The following is a 16,734-nucleotide window of genomic DNA, read 5'->3' on the forward strand; positions in this document are numbered from 1 at the left end:
CGGACGACCCTATGCCGCGGCGGGCTCCGGCGCACAGTGCGCGACCAGTTCGTCCATCGACAGCTCCAGGACCCCGGCCAGCGCCGCGACGGTGAAGAAGGCCGGAGTGGGGGCGCGGCCGGTCTCGATCTTGCGCAGCGTCTCGGCGGAGAGTCCCGCCGCCGTGGCGATCTCCAGCATGGAACGCGGGCCGCGGGCCGCACGGAGCAACCGGCCGAGCCGCTCGCCGCGTTCGCGTTCTTCGGGGGTGAGAGGGGTGCGCACCATGAGCGCCATTCTAATACCGCCCCATCCGGCGCAGTCATGGGCAGGGGAAGAAAGTGGGCGGGATGGAGATCGGGAGTGCTGCGGCCCCGGGCGCCGTGCGCGCGACCGGCCGGGTGGGCGCCGAGGCGCCGGCGGTTGCGCGGAAGGTCGCTACCACGGCACTCCCGCCGCCACCCGCCTGTCAAGACCCGGCCGGGTGATTCGCGATGTACGGCGCGGCCGGGCCAGGGGGGCGCCCCGGGCCCGCCGGCCGCCGAGACGCCCGGCGGCCGGTCGTGTCCGTCCGTCAGCGCGCCGGGCGGACCACCATGGCCGAGCCGCCGCCCCGCCGGACCGTTTCGGCCGCTGCCACCCAGCGACCGTCCGGCAGTCGCTGCACGCCGGTGGCCGCGCCGATCTCCGGGTTCTTCTTGAAGGAGTGCCCCAGCGCCTCCAGGCGGGCGCGCGAGGGGCTGTCGTACAGCGCCGGTTCCAGTTCCGTCGCGGGCGCGTTGCGCTGGCTGGCCCGGGGCGCCGCGATGGCGTCGACCAGCCGCAGATCGCGGTCGAGCACCCCGGTCAGGGTCTGGAGCACCGTGGTGATGATGGTCGCGCCACCCGGCGAACCCACCGCCAGCACCGGTCGGCCGTGCCGGTCCAGGACGATGGTCGGGGACATCGAGGAGCGTGGCCGCTTTCCGGGGCCCGGGAGGTTCGGGTCGTGCACGGCCGGATCGGCCGGAGCGAACGAGAAGTCGGTCAGCTCGTTGTTGAGCAGGAAGCCCCGGCCGGGCACGGTGATCCCGCTGCCGCCGGTCTGCTCGATGGTCAGCGTGTAGGCGACGACGTTGCCCCATTTGTCAGCCGTCGTCAAGTGGGTGGTGTTTTCCCCCTCGTACGTGGTCGGGGTGGCCCGGCCCCCGGCCCCGCACGGCCGGGGGTGGCGCGGGTCCCCGGGCGCGAGCGGGCTGGTGAGCGCGGCGTCGTCATGGATCAGGCAGGCCCGGCTGTCCGCGAAGCGCTGCGAGAGCAGCCCCTTGACCGGCACGTCCTCGAAGTCCGGGTCACCGACCCAGCGTCCCCGGTCCGCGAACCCGATCCGGCTCGCCTCGATGAACCGGTGAAGATACCGTTCCTGGGAAGCCGCCCGGGGCGAGAGGTCGGTGCGCTCCAGGATGTTGAGGGCCTCACCGATGGTGGTGCCGCCCGAGGAGGACGGCGGCATGCCGTAGATGTCCAGCCCCCGGTAGCCACTGCGGGTGGGCTGTCGGCGCTCCACCGTGTACCCGGCCAGGTCCCGGGTGGTGAGGTCGCCGGGCCGTACGGTACGGGTGGCGCCGGGGCGCACCGGGGGCTTGCGTACGGTACGGACGATGTCGGCGGCCAGTTCGCCCCGGTAGAGCGCGTCGGCGCCCTCGCGCCCCAGCTTCTCGTACGTCCGGGCGAGATCGGGGTTCTTGAGCCGGGAGCCGACGACCGGCGGCTTCCCGCCGGGCAGGAAGAGCGCGGCGGTGGCCGGGAAGTCCCGGAACCGGGCCTCGTTGGCCTGGGTCTGCGAGCGGAAGGTGGCGTCCACGGTGAAGCCGTCGCGGGCCAGCCGCTCGGCCGGCTTGAGCAGTTCGCCCAGGGGCTTGCTGCCCCAGGCGCCGAGCGCGGTCCGCCAGGTGGCCGGGGTGCCGGGGGTGCCGACGCTCAGCCCGCTGGTCACCGCCTCGTCGAACGGAATCGGCTTGCCGCCCGCCAAGAAGAGGGAGGCGTCCGCCGAGCCCGGGGCGGTCTCGCGTCCGTCGATGGTATGGACGGCGCGGGTGCGGGCGTCGTAGTGGACGAAGTAGCCGCCGCCCCCGATGCCCGCCGAGTACGGTTCGGTGACACCGAGCGCCGCCGCCGTCGCCACCGCCGCGTCCACCGCGTTGCCGCCCGCCTTGAGCACCTTCAGGCCGGCCGCCGAGGCATCGGCGTCCACGCTGGAGACCGCCCCGCCGTACCCGATCGCTTCCGGGACCTTGACCGGTGTGCCGCCCCGGGCGGGCGCCGGAGCCGTGCCCTGAGCGGCCGGCTGGTTCGCCGGCTGCCGCACCGGCGCGGGCGGCGGGGCCGGGGGCGCGGCGAGCGGGGGTGGCGCGGCGGCGCCCACCGACAGGGCCGTGGCGGCGACCGCGGCGAGGGAGAGGTTCCGTACAGTGGAGCGACGCATGCGCACCTCCGGTTGACGACCCGACGACCGTGCGCGCAGCCTAACTTCAGGCCAGGGGCCGTACCAGGACCGACTCGAACAGGGTTCCGCTCCCCCGCTAGCATGCGCGGCCATGACGGAAGACCTCCTCGACATCGTGCTCGGAGTGCTCGCCACCGCCGTGAGCGCCGCGCTCGGCTGGCTGGCCCGGACCACGCTCTGGCGGCGCCGTCTCGGCCGCAAGCGGGCCTTCTTCGGTCTGCCACCCGACGCCGAATGCCTGTTGGTGGTCAACCAGGAGGCAGGCGAGGAGGGTGCGGGAGGCGCGGTCCACCGGTTCGACGTGTTCGCGCTGCTGGAGCTGGCGGCGCTGATCAAGGAGTGCGGGGCGCACGCCCGGATCGTGCGGCACGACACGGCGCACCAGGGGTTCGGGGAGCGCGCCGAATTCTGCCTCGGCGGGCCCGGCTCCAACCGCCGGATGGCGGCGCATCTGCGGAGCCTGCTGCCCGGGGTGCGGGTCACCACCGGTCCGGAACCGGTGGCGGAGCGGGGGACCTTCCGGATCGGCGGCGAGGAGTACCGGGCGGAGCGGGGCGCCTTCGAGTATGTGCTCCTGGCCCGGCTCACGGCGGGCGAGGGCGGCCGGCCGGTCTTCCTCTTCTGCGGGCAGCGGGCCATCACCAACCAGGCGGCGGCGCGCTATCTGGCCCGCCACCATGAGCGACTGGCCCGGGAGCACGGCCGGCGGGGCTCGTTCGTGCTGCTGCTGAAGGTCGTCAACTCGGAGGCGTACGGCCCCGATGTGGTGGAGCTCGTCGCGGACGTCACCCGCGCCGCCCGGACCGCTCCGGCGGCCGTCCCGGCCGCGGTGACCGCCGCCGCCCCGGCTCCCGCGGACCCGGCCCCGGGGACCGGCCCCGAACCGGGCACCGGCGGCGGTGCGGGCGGCCGACGGGGCGCCCGGAGCGCCCGGGACCGGGCACGCCCGGCGGGCGACCGCCCCAGGTCACCGGCCGGCGATCCGACCGGTGCCGAGGACGGGTGATGGTGGCGGAGGACGGAGGCGGGTGAACCCGCCCGGACCGCGAGCGGCGGCACGACGGCGGCTCTCCTGGCCACGCCCGCCCCACGCACACCCCATGTCGGTTTCCGTCCAACGGATACGGCAACCGGGCCGGGTTCGCCGGGGACCCGGTGGGCTGGCGGTCGCGCCGGCCGGCCGTCCAACCTCCGTGCGGGTGTCGGGCGTGTCACACCCGTTCCGGGGGAAAGTTTCCGGATCGCGGCAACCCGTCAACCTGAAGCGCCCTCTTCCCCGGGGACGACCATTCGTATCGGAGGTTTTCGAGTTGAGCCGCATACGCCCGCGCACCCCGTTCCGCACCGCCGTTCTGTCCGGCACCGCGGTCCTCGCCGCGGCCGCCCTCACCGCGTGCGGCGGGGCGGAGGGCTCCGGGACCGGCTCCGGCAAGGCGGCCGAGCCCACCACCCGGATCTCGGTCAACCTCAGCGGCCGGCAGGCCAAGGCGGGCGAGCCGGTGACGGTGAAGCTCGCGGCGGGCCGGCTCCAGCAGGTGACCGTCACCGACTCCAAGGGCGCGACCCTGGCCGGTGCGGTCGCCTCCGACGGCAAGACCTGGACCTCCGCCCGGCCGGCCGCGCCGGGCACCGCGTACAGCGTGGAGGCACGGGACACCGGCGGCGGCACCGCGCGGGCGGACTTCGCCACCGCCTCCCCGGAGAAGGTCAACAAGCTCACCCTGGCACCCGGCAAGAACACCACGGTCGGCATCGGGCACCCGCTGTCGATCGTCTTCGACCACCCGGTGAAGAACAAGGCCGCGGTGGAGAAGCGCCTGAAGGTCACCACCTCCAACCACACCGAGGGCTCCTGGGGCTGGATGAAGGACTACTCCGGCAAGGACCGGGTGGACTGGCGGCCGCGCGAGTACTGGAAGCCGGGCACCAAGGTGACGCTCGCCGCGGAACTGAACGGTGTCGACTCGGGCGGCGAGGGCGGCTGGTTCGTACGTGACTACCAGACCGGCTTCACCGTCGGCGCCCACCAGGTGGTCAAGGCCGATCTGGACCACCACACCCTCAAGCTGCTGCGCGACGGCGCGGTGGTCCGGGAGCTCCCGATGTCGGGCGGCACCCCGGGCGGCGACAAGGCGTCCTGGCGGGGCAAGACGGTGCTGATGTCGAAGGAGGGCACCATCAACATGCGCTCCGAGACGGTCGGACTGGGCGATGCCTACGACAAGATGGTCGACTACTCGATGCGGCTCACCTGGTCGGGCATGTACGCCCACGCCGCCCCCTGGAACAAGGCCTACTTCGGCAACACCAACCACAGCTCCGGCTGCCTCGGCATGAGCACCTCCGACGCCGGCTGGCTCTACGGCCAGGTGCGGCCCGGCGACCCGTTCGAAGTGGACGGCGCGGATGCCAAGGGCACTCAGGCGGTCAACAACGGCTACGGCGACTGGAACGTCTCCTGGGCCGACTGGCAGGCCAAGTCCGCGGCGCACTGACCGTTCCCCGAGCCGCGCCAACTCCCGGCCGAAACAATCCGGACGGGAGTTGGCGCGAACCTCACCAGCCCCAACGATCGTTACCGGTACGTAACTTACTGCTCGGTTACTTACGTGTGCCACACGTGCATACCCCGGATGCCCCCTTACCGCATCCGAGGAGTGAGCCGTGGGAAATCCCCGCACCGCCCTGCGTACGACGACGACCGGAGCCCTGCTGACCGCACTGGTGGCGAGTGCCGTGCTCGCCACCGGACCGTCCGGCGCGGTCGCCGCGGAGACACCGGCTGCCGCACCGGCCTCCGGGGCCGCCGCCGGCCGGTCCTCCGGCGGCGGCATACGGTTCGTCGACATCCCGGGGGACGGCGGCGTCGTGCTCAAGGGCAATGTGGTCACTCCCACTGACGCCGTACCGGGCCACCGCTATCCGGTGCTCGTGCTCCCGGCCAGCTGGGCCACGTCCCAGCTGCAGTACCTGATACAGGCCCGCAAGTTCGCGGACTCCGGTTATGTGGTGGTCAGTTACACCACTCGTGGCTTCCTGGGCTCCGGCGGCGAGATCGAGGTGGCGGGGCCGCCGGACATCGCGGACGCCTCCCGGGTGATCGACTGGGCGCTGGCCCACACACCCGCCGACCCGGCGGCCGTCGGGATGGCCGGGATGAGTTACGGCGCGGGCATCACCCTGCTTGCCGCCGCGCAGGACAAGCGGGTACGGACGGTGGTCGCCCTGAGCGGCTGGGGCGACCTGGAGCAGTCCATCTACGGCGGCCGCACCCAGCACCTCCAGGCGGGCGCCCTGCTCGGCGGCGCGGGGTACCTCGCGGGCCGCCCCAGCGCCGAATTCCAGCAGGTACTGCGGGGGTTCATGAGCTCCGACCTCTCCGGCGAGGAGGCGATGAGGGCCTGGGCCGCCCGGCGCTCCCCCGCCAACCAGCTGGACCGGCTCAACGCCAACGGCCCCGCCGTGATGCTCGCCGGCGCCTGGGGCGACACGCTCTTTCCGCCCAATCAGTACGCCGCCTTCTACGAGAAGCTCGCCGGTCCCAAGCGGCTGGAGCTGCGCCCCGGCGACCATGTCACACCCGAACTCGCCGGACTGCTCGGCGTCCCCAACGACACCTGGAACAGCGCCCATCGATGGCTGGACCACTACCTGAAGGGGGTTGACAACGGCGTGGACCGGGAGCGCCCGGTCCAGCTCTCCTCCCGCTCGGGCGGCGGCTACGAGACCTACCCGGACTGGAAGTCGGTCGGCGCCACCGAGCGCAAAATCGCCCTGGGCGCCCGGCAGCGGATCCTCGCCAACGTCGACTCGGGCGCCAACGGCGGCATGGTCATCCTCTCCAACGCGCTCGACCAGTTCCTGAAGCTGCCGCCGGTGGTGTCCGTCCCGCTGCTCCCCCGCCCGTTCGCGGCGGTCTGGGAGTCCGGACGATACGGCGCCATCCAGCACGTCCGGGGCACCGCGCGGCTGCACACCACGGTCAGCAGCACCGCGTCGAGCGGCACCTTCATGGCGTACCTCTACGACGTGGGCCCGCTCGGGCTGGGCAAGCTGGTCAGCACGGCACCGTACACCTTCCACGACCGGACCCCGGGCCGGCCGTTCGGCGTCGACCTGGAGCTGGGCTCCACCGCGTACGACGTCCCGGCGGGGCACCGGCTGACCGTGGTCGTCGACACCGTGGACCCGCTCTACGCCGAGCACAATCCGTTCGGTGCCCGGCTGACCTTCTCCTCCCCGGCGGCCGACCCGTCGTATCTCTCGGTGCCGCTGCGGGAGGAGTGAGCAGGAACGGTGGCGGCCGGGGCGGCGGGGACGCCCGACCCGGCCGGACGGTCGGGGGGACGCTCGTCAGTTCTCGGCGGACTCGGCGTAGAGCTGGGAGAGTTCGGGCGCGCCGGTCATCGCCCATTCCAGCCCCGCCGCCACCACATCGACCTCGCGCCCGGAGGCCAGCCGCACCACCGGCCGGCCGTCCGGGCTCATCCGCCAGACCGCCCCGGGAACCGTCCGGACCAGCACCGTGCCGAGGTAGAGGCCCACGTCGTTGCCGAGCGAGGGCAGTTCCTCCGGGTCGTCGCGCCAGCGCGGCGGCAACTGGTCGAGGGCGGCGAGTGAGCGGGGGCTGTCGTCCAGCCGGACACCCGACTCCTGGACTCGGGCGCGCAGCAGCTCGCACTCGGAGAGCATGTCGGCGACCCCCTCGGGGTCACGGTCGAAGGCGGAGACCAGCGGCGGTTCCGAAGGGCCGTCGTGCCGCTTGCGCCAGGCGTCCAGGAAGGGGATGTTCATACGGCCCAGCCTCGCACCGCTGTGCCCCACGCACCACAGGGCACGCGCGGAGCACGGGGAACGGAACGCCGAACCCCCGGAGAAATCCCGGTCGGCCGGGCCGCCGGAGCCCGGCCGGCCGGCTCCCGGGCTCCGGCCCTCGCGGCTCCGGCTCTCACAGCTCCAGATCGACCACCACCGGGGCGTGGTCCGAGGCACCCTTGCCCTTGCGCTCCTCCCGGTCGACGTAGGAGTCGCGCACCGCGTCCGCGAACGGCTTGTTGCCGTACACGAGGTCGATACGCATGCCCCGGTTCTTGGGGAAGCAGAGCTGCCGGTAGTCCCAGTACGTGAACGGGTGCGCGTACTTGAGCGGACGCGGCACCACATCGCCGAGCCCGGTCTCCCGCAGTGCGGCGAGCGCCGCGCGCTCGGGCTCGGTGATGTGTGTGGAGCCCTCGAAGAACGACAGGTCCCACACGTCGTCGTCGGTGGGCGCGATGTTGAAGTCCCCGAGCACGGCGAACGGCCGGGCGGCCGCGGCGTCCTCCGCGACCGCGTCCCGCAGCGCCTCCAGCCAGCGCAGCTTGTAGGCGTAGTGGTCGTGCGCGACCTCGCGGCCGTTGGGCACGTAGACCGACCAGATCCGCGCGCCCCCGCAGGTGGCGGAGATGGCCCGCGGCTCCTGGACGCCCTCGTACTCCGGACCGCCGGTGAGGCCGTGCACCACGTCCTCCAGGCCGACCCGGGAGAGCAGGGCCACGCCGTTCCACCGGCCGGTGGCGTGCACCGAGGAGTCGTAACCCAGCTCGCGCAGCTGCTCGGTGGGGAACTGCTCGGCGGTGCACTTGGTCTCCTGGACGCAGAGGACGTCGGTGCCGCTGCTCTCCAGCCAGGCCAGCAGCCGGGGGAGCCGGGCAGTGATCGAATTGACGTTCCACGTGGCGATGCGCATGACGGAAAGCCTAACGGCGGGATCGGACAACCGGCGCGGACCACGGGCGGCTCCCGGCCGTCCCGGGGCGGTCGGGAGCGCCGCCGACGGGGCGCCGGACGGCCCGCGCGCCGGATTACCGGCCGGGCCGGACGTCGGTGGTGTCCCCCGGGGTGAGCCGGAGGTGTGCGGCGCCGCCCAGTTCACCGATCTGGCGGTCGTAGACCGGCCGGGCCAGGTCGGTGAGGAGGGAGTCGTGGACGTCGATGGCGCGCCCCGGCTTCACCTCCCGCACATAGTCGATCACCTCGGAAATCTTGTTCCAGGGGGCGTGCACCGGCAGCAGCAGCGTCTCCACCGGCTGGTCCGGGACGGTGAGCGCGTCCCCGGGGTGGAACACCGCGCCGTCGTCCACCAGGAAGCCGACATTGGTGATGCGCGGGATGTCCGGGTGGATCACCGCGTGCAGTTCCCCGTGCACCCGTACCTCGAAGCCGGCGGCGGTGAAGGTGTCGCCGTGGCCCACCGTGTGCACCCGCCCCGGGAAGGCCGCCGAGAGCTGGTCGGCCACGCTCCGCAGGGTCCAGAGCTCGGCCGCCGGGTTGGCCTCCAGGGCCGCCCGCAGCCGCCCCTCGTCGAAGTGGTCGGGGTGCTCATGGGTCACCAGCAGTCCATCGGCGCCCAGCGCCGCGTCCGGCTCGCTGAAGCCGCCGGGGTCGATGACGAGCGTCCGGCCCTCCTCCTCCAGCCGGACACAGGCGTGGGACTTCTTCGTCAGTTTCATGGATATGGCTCCCCACTCTCACAGACTGGTTCGTCGCCCGGTCCGGGCCGGCCCGGACCGGGGGGCGGGGCCCGGGGCCGGTGTACGGCGTCCGGGCCGCTCCGCGTTCCGGAGCCGGACCCTAGGCCTCGGGACTGGTCTCCTCAAGGATCACCCGGCGGGCGACCTTGAAGGCGGCCTGGGCGGCGGGTACCCCGCAGTAGACCGCCGTCTGCATCAGCACCTCGCGGATCTCGGCCGGCGACAGACCGTTGCGCAGGGCGGCCCGGGTGTGCGGGGCCAGCTCCTCCAGGTGGCCCCCCGCGACCAGGGCGGCCAGGGTCACACAGCTGCGGGTCCGGCGGTCCAGGCCGTCCCGGGCCCAGATCTCGCCCCAGGCGTACCGGGTGATCAGCTCGTCGAAGTCACCGGTGAAGTCGTCGGCGCCGGCCAGGGCGCGGTCCACATGGGCGTCGCCCAGCACCTCCCGGCGCAGCCGCAGCCCCTTCTCGTACGGGTCGGGACGCCCCGCGTCGTACCGGTCGGGGTGCGCCACCTCCCGCGCGGGACCGGGCGCCACCGGCACGGGAGGCGCCTCCGGAGCCGGGGGCGGCACCGGAGCGTCCAGGACGTCCGCCTGACCGGGACCGGGCGGCACCGGGAGCACACCTGCCGGGACGGCGGCATGAGCGGGGCCGGGACCGGGCGGCACCGGGGGTACGCCGACCGGACCGGGACCGGGCGGCACCGGGGGTACGCCGACCGGACCGGGACCGGGCGGCACCGGGGGTACGCCGACCGGACCGGGACCGGGCGGCACCGGGGTCGGGCCGGTCGAGGGCTCGGGCACGGACGGCACCCAGGCGGTGGAGAAGTGGCGTACCAGCAGGTCGGTGACGGCGGTCGGCTGCTCGACGGGCGCCAGATGCGAGGCGCCCGGCACCACGGCGAGACGGGCGTCCGGGATGCCTGCGACCAGGGTCCGGGCCTCGGCCGGTCCGGTCACCCGGTCCTCGGAGCCGACCAGGACCAGGGTGGGCACGCCGACCCGGCTCAGCTCGGTCCGTACGTCGAAGGCCACCAGTGCCTCGCAGGCGGCGACATAGCAGGCGGGATCGGTGGTACGGACCATCTGCACCGCCCACTCCACGATCGCGGGCTGGGCGGCGGCGAAGCCGGGCGTGAACCAGCGCTCGGGGGCGCTGCGGGCCATCGGTTCGAGCCCATTGGCCCGGACCATCACGCCGCGCTGACGGAACTCGTCGGCGGTGCCGAACCGGGGCGAGGCGGCGACCAGGGCGAGCGAGGCGAGCCGGTGCGGGGCGCGCAGGGCCAGCTCGGCGCCTATCGCGCCGCCGATCGAGCAACCGGCGTACCCGAAGCGCTGAATGCCCAGTTCGTCCAGGGTGGCCAGCAGTCGGGTGGTCAGCTCCCCGACCGCCGCGGCCGGATCGGCCGGCGCACCACCGTGGCCGGGCAGGTCGAAGCGGAGGACACGCCACTGGCGGGCGAGCTCGGGTATCTGCCTGTCCCACATGTGGAGGGTCGTCCCGAGCGAGGGGCCGAGGACGAGAACCGGAGCGTCGGCGGGCCCGTCGGACCGGTGGGCGAGGGTCCTGGGCGCGTGCAGCGGGTCCGGTCCCGGCGGCATGACCGGGCCGAGCGGCCCGTTCGTCAGGGGCGTAGGCGAAGGCGTCTGCGTCTCACTCACCCGCTCCAGGGTAATGAGCGCGGGGGTGATCGGCGCCCCCGGGGCCGGACCCCGGCGCGGGGGCGGGTCCGGGACGGAGCCGGCCGGCGCGGAACGCGGTGGTGGCACCGCCGGGCCGGTGCCACCCGAACGGGGCCCGGACGGCTCCGGGGCGGGAGCGGTGCGGCCGCGGCGCCACCGGTACCGGGCCCGTTCACGCCGGCCCGGCGGGCCGGCGCCACGCTGCCGCTCCCGGCGGCTCAGGGGGCGGCGGTGGAGACGACGTAGACGTGCGGGGCGGCCGGGTCGGAGAGGTCCACGGTGATGTCGCGGACCGGGCGGGGGTCGGGCAGCCGGTGGGTGGTGGCCGACCAGTCGTGGTCGTCCGGGAAGTCCCAGCCGACCGTGGTGGCGTCGCGGTGGCTGATGGTGACCTTGCCGAGCGACAGCTGAGCCCGGGTGGTGCCGATCTCCCGCAGGAAGACGTCGAGCCCCGCGCCGCTGGTGGTGAACTCGACGTACAGCCGGCTGGACTTCCAGTTGCTGGTCTCGAAGTAGGCCACGTCCTGGGACTGCGCCGGCACCGGCACCTCGAAGACATTGCGCTTCATCTTCGACGGCCAGCTGTCCTGCAGCCCGGTGACCGAGGACTCGGCCTCCTTGTCGCGTCCGCTGTCCCGGCTCTGTTCGGCGGAGATCACCAGATAGCCCGCCGGGATGCCGATGAGCAGCACGATGACGGCGGCGGTGAGCCAGCGGCGGACGATCATGTGCCGGCGGTTCTCCGGCGGGCCGGCCTGGTGGGGAACGGTCACGACGGCGGTTCCTCGGTGGTGGTGAAGCCGCCGTTGCGGATGGCCTGGGCGTATCGCTCGTAGCGTTCATGGCGCTCGACCCGGCGGCGGTTGGCGCGGCGGAAGCGGCGGGCGACGAGCCGGGCGAGGTCGGCGGCGCCGACCATTCCGGCCTCCGGGCCGAGCTGGGCGCGGACGATCCGGGCCTCCGGCCGGTAGCCGCGCCCGGTGAGGTGGCGGCGGAAGGCGTCCCGGGCGGGGCCGATCAGCAGGTCGTCGGCGGCGCTGACGCCTCCGCCGACGACGAAGCAGGACGGGTCGAGGGCGGCGGCCAGGTTGGCGATGCCGACGCCGAGCCACTGCCCGATGTCCTGGAAGAGCTCGACGCACATGGCGTCACCCTCCCGGGCCAGCTCGGTGATGAGCGGACCGGTGATGTCCGGGACGCTGCCCTTGACCCGCTCGATGATGTTGTACGCCACCGGGGAGTCGGCCGCGGCCAGCTCCCGGGCCTCCCGGACCAGCGCGTTGCCCGAGCTGTACTGCTCCCAGCAGCCGCGGTTGCCACACGGGCAGCGGTGGCCACCGGGGACGACCTGCATATGGCCGAACTCGCCCGCCACCCCGTACCGGCCCCTTTTGACCTGGCCGTTCTCCAGGATGGCGCCCCCGATACCGGTGCCCAGCGTGATCATGACGAGATGGTCCTCGCCGCGCCCCGCGCCGAACCGCCACTCCGCCCAGGCGGCGGTGTTGGCGTCGTTGTCCACCATGACGGGCACCGCGAGCCGGCCCTGGAGCGAATCGCGCAGCGGTTCATTGCGCCAGGCCAGGTGGGGGGCGAAGAGCACCCTGCTGCGGTCGGCGTCCACCCAGCCGGCCGCGCCGATGCCCACGGCGTGGACGTCGTGCCGGTCGGAGAGATCGAGAACCAACTCGGTGATGGTGTCCTCGACCACCTTGGCGCTCTTGGACTTGTCGGGCGTCTCGGTCTTGATCTGCTCCAGGATCTGGCCGTCCGCGTCGACGACTCCGGCCATCACCTTCGTACCGCCGATGTCGATGCCGACGGTCGGGACCCGGGGGGCGGTCAGGTGCGAACGCCGCTCGCGGGTGCCGACGGTCCGCAGGACGGTGGCCCGTGCGGAGCCGCGGTGGGCGAAGTCGCGGTACGTGCTCATCGGTCCCTGTGGGGGTGGGGGGAGCCGGCGGGGTGGGGGTACGGCCGGCGGCGGACGGCGCCCGCCGCCCCCGATTCTGCCAGGTAGGTCCCCGCCGCCGGCGCACGGCCGTCCCGCCGGTCCCCGACCCGGGCTCCGGCGGGAGGGCCGGCACAGCGGGCGGCCGGCCACGGCGGCGGGCAGGCGGGCGACAGGGCACGGGGCAGGCGCGGCGGCGGAGCCGGCCGGGGCGTACGGCCCCGCCGGCAGCCCGGGCCGTCAGGTCGCGTGGGCGCGCTCCAGCTCGTGGCGCAGGTCCTCCAGTTCGCTGCCGCCCGCCATCTGCCGGGTGAGCTCGTCCAGAGTGACCGCGTCCTTGGTGTGGCTCGCGGTCATGGTGCCGCGCTTCAGCAGGACGAACCGGTCGCCGACCAGGTACGCGTGGTGCGGGTTGTGGGTGATGAGGACCACGCCCAGACCGGCGTCGCGCGCCGCCGCCACGTACTTGAGCACCACGCCGGACTGCTTGACACCGAGCGCGGCGGTGGGCTCGTCGAGGACCAGCACCTTGGCGCCGAAGTACACGGCCCGGGCAATGGCGACACACTGCCGCTCGCCGCCGGAGAGGGTGCCGATCGGCTGGTCCACGTCCCGCAGGTCGATGCCCATCCGCAACAGTTCGGCGCGGGTGGTCTCGCGCATCCGGGCCACGTCGAGCCGTCGGAGCGGACCTGTGCCCTTCGTCGGTTCGGAGCCCAGGAAGAAGTTGCGCCACACCGGCATGAGCGGGACGACCGCCAGGTCCTGGTAGACGGTGGCGATGCCCCGGTCCAGCGCGTCGCGCGGCGAGGCGAGAGCGGTCTCCTCGCCATCGATGCGCAGGGTGCCGCCGTCGTGCCCGTGCAGCCCGGAGATGATCTTGATGAGGGTCGACTTGCCCGCACCGTTGTCACCGAGGACACAGGTGATCTCGCCCGGGTGGACCTCCAGGGAGACACCCTCCAGGGCGCGGATGTTGCCGTAGTACTTGCTGACGGCGTCGAGCTCCACCAGGGCCGTGCCGTCGTTCGCCGCCGTCACTGCCGTGGATCCGGCCGGGGGTGTGGTGCCGGTCATGCGGTGGCCTCCGCGCGCTTGCGTACCCAGGCATTGAGCAGGGTGGCCAGCAGGAGCATGGCGCCGAGGAAGAACTTGAACCAGTCCGGGTTCCACTCGGCGTAGACGATGCCCTTGCTGGTCATGCCGAAGATGAAGGCGCCGACCGCCGCGCCGATGGCGGAGCCGTAGCCGCCGGTGATCAGACAGCCGCCGATCACCGCCGCGATGATGTAGATCAGCTCGTTGCCGACGCCCTCGCCGGACTGGACGACGTCGAACGAGAAGAGGAGATGCTGTCCGGAGACCCAGGCGCAGAAGCCCACGCCCATGTAGAGCCCGGTCTTGGTGGCGCGGACCGGGACACCGACCGCGCGGGCGGCCTCCGGGCCGCCGCCGACGGCGAAGACCCAGTTGCCCGCCCGGGTGCGCAGCAGGATCCAGGTGGCGAGCGCGACCAGGCCGAACCACCACAGGACGGTGACCTTCAGCTCGACACCGCCGAGGGTGAGCTGGGAGGCGAAGAGGGCGCGGGCCGAGCCGAAGCCCTCCATGTCGGCGATGGTCTTGGTCGACACCGTACCGCTGATCAGCTTGGTGAGGCCCAGGTTGAGCCCGGTCAGCATCAGGAAGGTGCCGAGCGTGATGATGAAGCTCGGCAGCTTGGTCCGGGTGAGCATGAAACCGTTGAAGACACCGATGGCGACGGTGACCAGCAGCGACACCAGGACGCCCACCCAGACGTTGGTGGTCAGCTGGAAGCTGAACATCGAGGAGATCAGCGCCGAGCTGGTGACCAGCACTCCGGCCGACAGGTCGAACTCGCCACCGATCATCAGCAGGGCCACCGGCACCGCCATGATCCCGATGGTGGAGGCGGCATAGAGGACCGTGCCGAAGCTGGAGGCCCGGAGGAAGCCGTCGGCGACGAGCGCGAAGAAGAGGAAGACGGCGAGGGCACCGACGACCGAGCCGAGCTCCGGGCGGCCGAGCAGCCTGCGCAGCGGCGAGACCCGCAGCAGCCGCTCGTCCGCGGAGGGATCCTCGCTCCTGACGGGTGGGACGGTGGTGGTCATCGGGTGCCCCGCTCGGTGTACTCCTTCAGCGCGGCGGCGGCGTCCTTGGTGATGATCTGCGGGCCGGTCAGCACGGGCCGTCCGCCGCCGAGCACATCGGCGTTGTAGCGGTAGAGCCAGAGCAGGTCCACGGCCTGGTACCCCTGAAGGTAGGGCTGCTGGTCGACGGCGAAGCCGAGCCGGCCGGAATCGAGCGCGGCGGCGACCTTGGCGTTGAGGTCGAAGGTGTCGACCTCGGCCCTGGACCCGGCGCTCCGCACGGCCTGGACGGCGGCGTCCGCGAACGGGGCACCCAGGGTGACCACGGCGTCGATGGAGCTGTCGGTCTGGAGCTTGGCCTCCACGGCCGCCTGGACGTCGGGCATGTTGGTGCCGTCCACGTAGAGGTTCTGCAGATCGCCGCCGAAGGTCTTCTTCACGCCCGCGCAGCGCTGCTCGTGGCCGACGTTGCCCTGCTCGTGCAGGACGCACAGGGCCTTCTTGCGCCCCCGCTTGTCCAGTTCCTCGCCGACCGCCTCGCCGGCGATGGTCTCGTCCTGACCGATGTGAGTGAGGGCGCCGAAGCTCTTGGACTGGGCGGAGCCGGAGTTGACGGTGACGACCGGGATGCCGGCCTTGACCGCCTTGGCGACCACCGCCTTCATGGCGTCGGGCTTGGCGAGGGTGACGATCAGTCCGTCGACCTTCTTGTCGATGTAGGAGTCGACCAGCTGCGCCTGCTGCTGCGCCTCGTCGCTGTGTGCGTAGAGGAAGTTGATGTTGTCCTTGACCGCCGCCTGCTTGGCGCCGTTCTGGACGATGTCCCAGAAGGTGTCACCGTCCCCGGAGTGGGTCACCATGGCGATGGTCCACTTGGGGGTGTTCACCGCCGCGTGTCCCTGCGCCGAGGCCGCCTTGCGGGCGTCCTCCGCGCGCTTGCCGCCGGTGCTGCTGCACCCCGCGAGCGAGAGCGCGAGCGCCGCCGCGAGCACCGCGCCGACCGCGCGCGCCCCTGTCCGAACCCTTGCCACGACGCCGTGCCCTTCTTCGTGTCCTCCGAGGTGCCGACGGGGGGCATATCGCCTCGTCCCGACTCGCCAAGTATCGGTCATGGGGTGAGTGTGGACGGCGGCGGGGCAACTCGTCCAGGTTTTGTCCGGACATTCTTACATCGTACGGAAGACCTGTGGAGGCGCGTACCTCGCGAGCCCGGACGGCTCGGCGCTCAGCCGCGGACCAGCAGCTGGAAGTCGAAGGCGTACCGGGAGGCCCGGTAGATGTGGGAGCCGAATTCGACGGCCCGCCCGGTGTCGTCGTAGGTGGTGCGCTCCATGGTGAGGAGCGGCGCGCCCGGCTCCTCCCCCAGCAGCTCCGCCTCCTCCCGGGCGGCGGCGCGGGCGCCGACCGTCTGGCGGGCGCTGTGCAGGGTGACACCGGCGGCGCGCAGCAGCCGGTAGAGCCCGGTCTCCTCCAGCTGCTCGGTGGCCGGCTCCAGCAGGTCGGCCGGGAGATGGTTGCGGAGCCGGGCCATCGGCTCGTCATGGGCGGACCGCAGCCGCTCGACATACCGCACCTCCGCGCCCTCGGGTACGCCGAGCGCGGCGGCGACCCGGGCGGGCGCGGGCTCCAGCCGGTTGACCAGGACGGCGGTGGCGGGGCGCTGGCCGGCGCCGGCCAGGTCGTCGTAGAGGCTGCTGAGCTCCAGCGGCCGCTTGACCTGGCTGTGCACCACCTGGGTGCCGACTCCCCGGCGCCGGACCAGCAGCCCCTTGTCGACCAGGGCCTGGATGGCCTGACGGACGGTGGGACGGGACAGCCCGAGCCGCCGGGCGAGCTCGATCTCATTGCCGAGCAGGCTGCCCGGGGTGAGCTCCCCGTGCTCGATCGCCGCCTCCAGTTGCTGGGAGAGCTGGAAGTAGAGCGGTACGGGGCTGGTGCGGTCCACGCCGAGCGGCAGCCGTACGACGGGCCCCGCCGCCGTGCCGGTCTCGGCGCGGGGGGTTCGG

At 73.1% G+C, this 16,734-nt stretch carries 14 protein-coding genes and 1 pseudogene; 3 read left to right on the forward strand and 12 right to left on the reverse strand.

The window, feature by feature from the left end; translation table 11 throughout:
* Positions 1–9: 9 nt before the first annotated feature.
* Together NX801_RS06655 and ggt are read right to left on the reverse strand one after the other, a co-directional pair.
* A complete protein-coding gene (locus NX801_RS06655; protein ID WP_258786155.1) occupies positions 10–267 on the reverse strand; it encodes a helix-turn-helix domain-containing protein in 258 nt (85 codons plus the stop codon).
* A gap of 286 nt (positions 268–553) precedes the next feature.
* Positions 554–2,443 (reverse strand): gamma-glutamyltransferase, encoded by a 1,890-nt coding sequence (ggt, locus tag NX801_RS06660; protein ID WP_258786157.1) that lies wholly within the window; start codon positions 2,441–2,443, stop codon positions 554–556.
* A gap of 112 nt (positions 2,444–2,555) precedes the next feature.
* Here ggt and NX801_RS06665 point away from each other — a divergent pair.
* The 3 genes and pseudogenes from NX801_RS06665 to NX801_RS06675 form a co-directional block, all read left to right on the forward strand.
* A pseudogene (locus NX801_RS06665) lies at positions 2,556–3,308 on the forward strand (hypothetical protein); the annotation flags it as partial.
* 466 nt (positions 3,309–3,774) lie between these two features.
* On the forward strand, positions 3,775–4,959 hold the full coding sequence (locus tag NX801_RS06670; protein ID WP_258786158.1) for a L,D-transpeptidase: 1,185 nt from the start codon (positions 3,775–3,777) through the stop codon (positions 4,957–4,959).
* Positions 4,960–5,128: 169 nt separating this feature from the next.
* Positions 5,129–6,751, forward strand: coding sequence for a CocE/NonD family hydrolase (locus NX801_RS06675; RefSeq protein ID WP_258786159.1), 1,623 nt, complete (start codon positions 5,129–5,131; stop codon positions 6,749–6,751).
* Positions 6,752–6,817: 66 nt separating this feature from the next.
* Here the strand turns inward: NX801_RS06675 and NX801_RS06680 are convergent, their stop codons facing one another.
* The 10 genes from NX801_RS06680 to NX801_RS06725 form a co-directional block, all read right to left on the reverse strand.
* Positions 6,818–7,258: a DUF6278 family protein gene (locus NX801_RS06680; RefSeq protein WP_258786160.1), complete on the reverse strand. Its 441-nt coding sequence runs from the start codon at positions 7,256–7,258 to the stop codon at positions 6,818–6,820.
* Positions 7,259–7,412: 154 nt separating this feature from the next.
* Complete coding sequence (locus NX801_RS06685; protein WP_258786161.1) at positions 7,413–8,192, reverse strand: exodeoxyribonuclease III; 780 nt, start codon at positions 8,190–8,192, stop codon at positions 7,413–7,415.
* Positions 8,193–8,307: 115 nt separating this feature from the next.
* Positions 8,308–8,955 (reverse strand): MBL fold metallo-hydrolase, encoded by a 648-nt coding sequence (locus tag NX801_RS06690; protein WP_258786162.1) that lies wholly within the window; start codon positions 8,953–8,955, stop codon positions 8,308–8,310.
* A gap of 121 nt (positions 8,956–9,076) precedes the next feature.
* On the reverse strand, positions 9,077–10,585 hold the full coding sequence (gene pcaDC / locus NX801_RS06695; RefSeq protein WP_258786417.1) for a bifunctional 3-oxoadipate enol-lactonase/4-carboxymuconolactone decarboxylase PcaDC: 1,509 nt from the start codon (positions 10,583–10,585) through the stop codon (positions 9,077–9,079).
* Positions 10,586–10,884: 299 nt separating this feature from the next.
* Positions 10,885–11,439, reverse strand: coding sequence for a hypothetical protein (locus tag NX801_RS06700; protein ID WP_428986077.1), 555 nt, complete (start codon positions 11,437–11,439; stop codon positions 10,885–10,887).
* Positions 11,436–12,599, reverse strand: a complete 1,164-nt coding sequence (locus NX801_RS06705) for an ROK family glucokinase (protein WP_258786163.1) — start codon at positions 12,597–12,599, stop codon at positions 11,436–11,438. Before NX801_RS06705 ends, NX801_RS06700 begins: the two co-directional genes overlap by 4 nt.
* A 258-nt stretch (positions 12,600–12,857) precedes the next feature.
* Complete coding sequence (locus tag NX801_RS06710) at positions 12,858–13,694, reverse strand: ATP-binding cassette domain-containing protein (RefSeq protein WP_258786164.1); 837 nt, start codon at positions 13,692–13,694, stop codon at positions 12,858–12,860.
* On the reverse strand, positions 13,691–14,749 hold the full coding sequence (locus NX801_RS06715; RefSeq protein ID WP_258786165.1) for an ABC transporter permease: 1,059 nt from the start codon (positions 14,747–14,749) through the stop codon (positions 13,691–13,693). Before NX801_RS06715 ends, NX801_RS06710 begins: the two co-directional genes overlap by 4 nt.
* On the reverse strand, positions 14,746–15,759 hold the full coding sequence (locus NX801_RS06720) for a sugar ABC transporter substrate-binding protein (protein WP_258786166.1): 1,014 nt from the start codon (positions 15,757–15,759) through the stop codon (positions 14,746–14,748). The genes NX801_RS06715 and NX801_RS06720 overlap by 4 nt, the downstream gene beginning before the upstream one ends.
* A 194-nt stretch (positions 15,760–15,953) precedes the next feature.
* Positions 15,954–16,673 (reverse strand): GntR family transcriptional regulator, encoded by a 720-nt coding sequence (locus NX801_RS06725; RefSeq protein WP_258786419.1) that lies wholly within the window; start codon positions 16,671–16,673, stop codon positions 15,954–15,956.
* Positions 16,674–16,734 lie beyond the last annotated feature (61 nt).

Source organism: Streptomyces pyxinae, assembly GCF_024756275.1.
In the GTDB taxonomy this organism is placed as follows: domain Bacteria; phylum Actinomycetota; class Actinomycetes; order Streptomycetales; family Streptomycetaceae; genus Streptomyces; species Streptomyces pyxinae.

What these genes read in the sequence shown, in the direction of transcription:
- NX801_RS06655 (WP_258786155.1), bottom strand. Translation starts at nt 267, where the DNA reads ATGGTGCGCACCCCTCTCACCCCCGAAGAACGCGAACGCGGCGAGCGG.
- ggt (WP_258786157.1), bottom strand. Translation starts at nt 2,443, where the DNA reads ATGCGTCGCTCCACTGTACGGAACCTCTCCCTCGCCGCGGTCGCCGCC.
- NX801_RS06680 (WP_258786160.1), bottom strand. Translation starts at nt 7,258, where the DNA reads ATGAACATCCCCTTCCTGGACGCCTGGCGCAAGCGGCACGACGGCCCT.
- NX801_RS06685 (WP_258786161.1), bottom strand. Translation starts at nt 8,192, where the DNA reads ATGCGCATCGCCACGTGGAACGTCAATTCGATCACTGCCCGGCTCCCC.
- NX801_RS06690 (WP_258786162.1), bottom strand. Translation starts at nt 8,955, where the DNA reads ATGAAACTGACGAAGAAGTCCCACGCCTGTGTCCGGCTGGAGGAGGAG.
- pcaDC (WP_258786417.1), bottom strand. Translation starts at nt 10,585, where the DNA reads ATGCCGCCGGGACCGGACCCGCTGCACGCGCCCAGGACCCTCGCCCAC.
- NX801_RS06705 (WP_258786163.1), bottom strand. Translation starts at nt 12,599, where the DNA reads ATGAGCACGTACCGCGACTTCGCCCACCGCGGCTCCGCACGGGCCACC.
- NX801_RS06710 (WP_258786164.1), bottom strand. Translation starts at nt 13,694, where the DNA reads ATGACCGGCACCACACCCCCGGCCGGATCCACGGCAGTGACGGCGGCG.
- NX801_RS06715 (WP_258786165.1), bottom strand. Translation starts at nt 14,749, where the DNA reads ATGACCACCACCGTCCCACCCGTCAGGAGCGAGGATCCCTCCGCGGAC.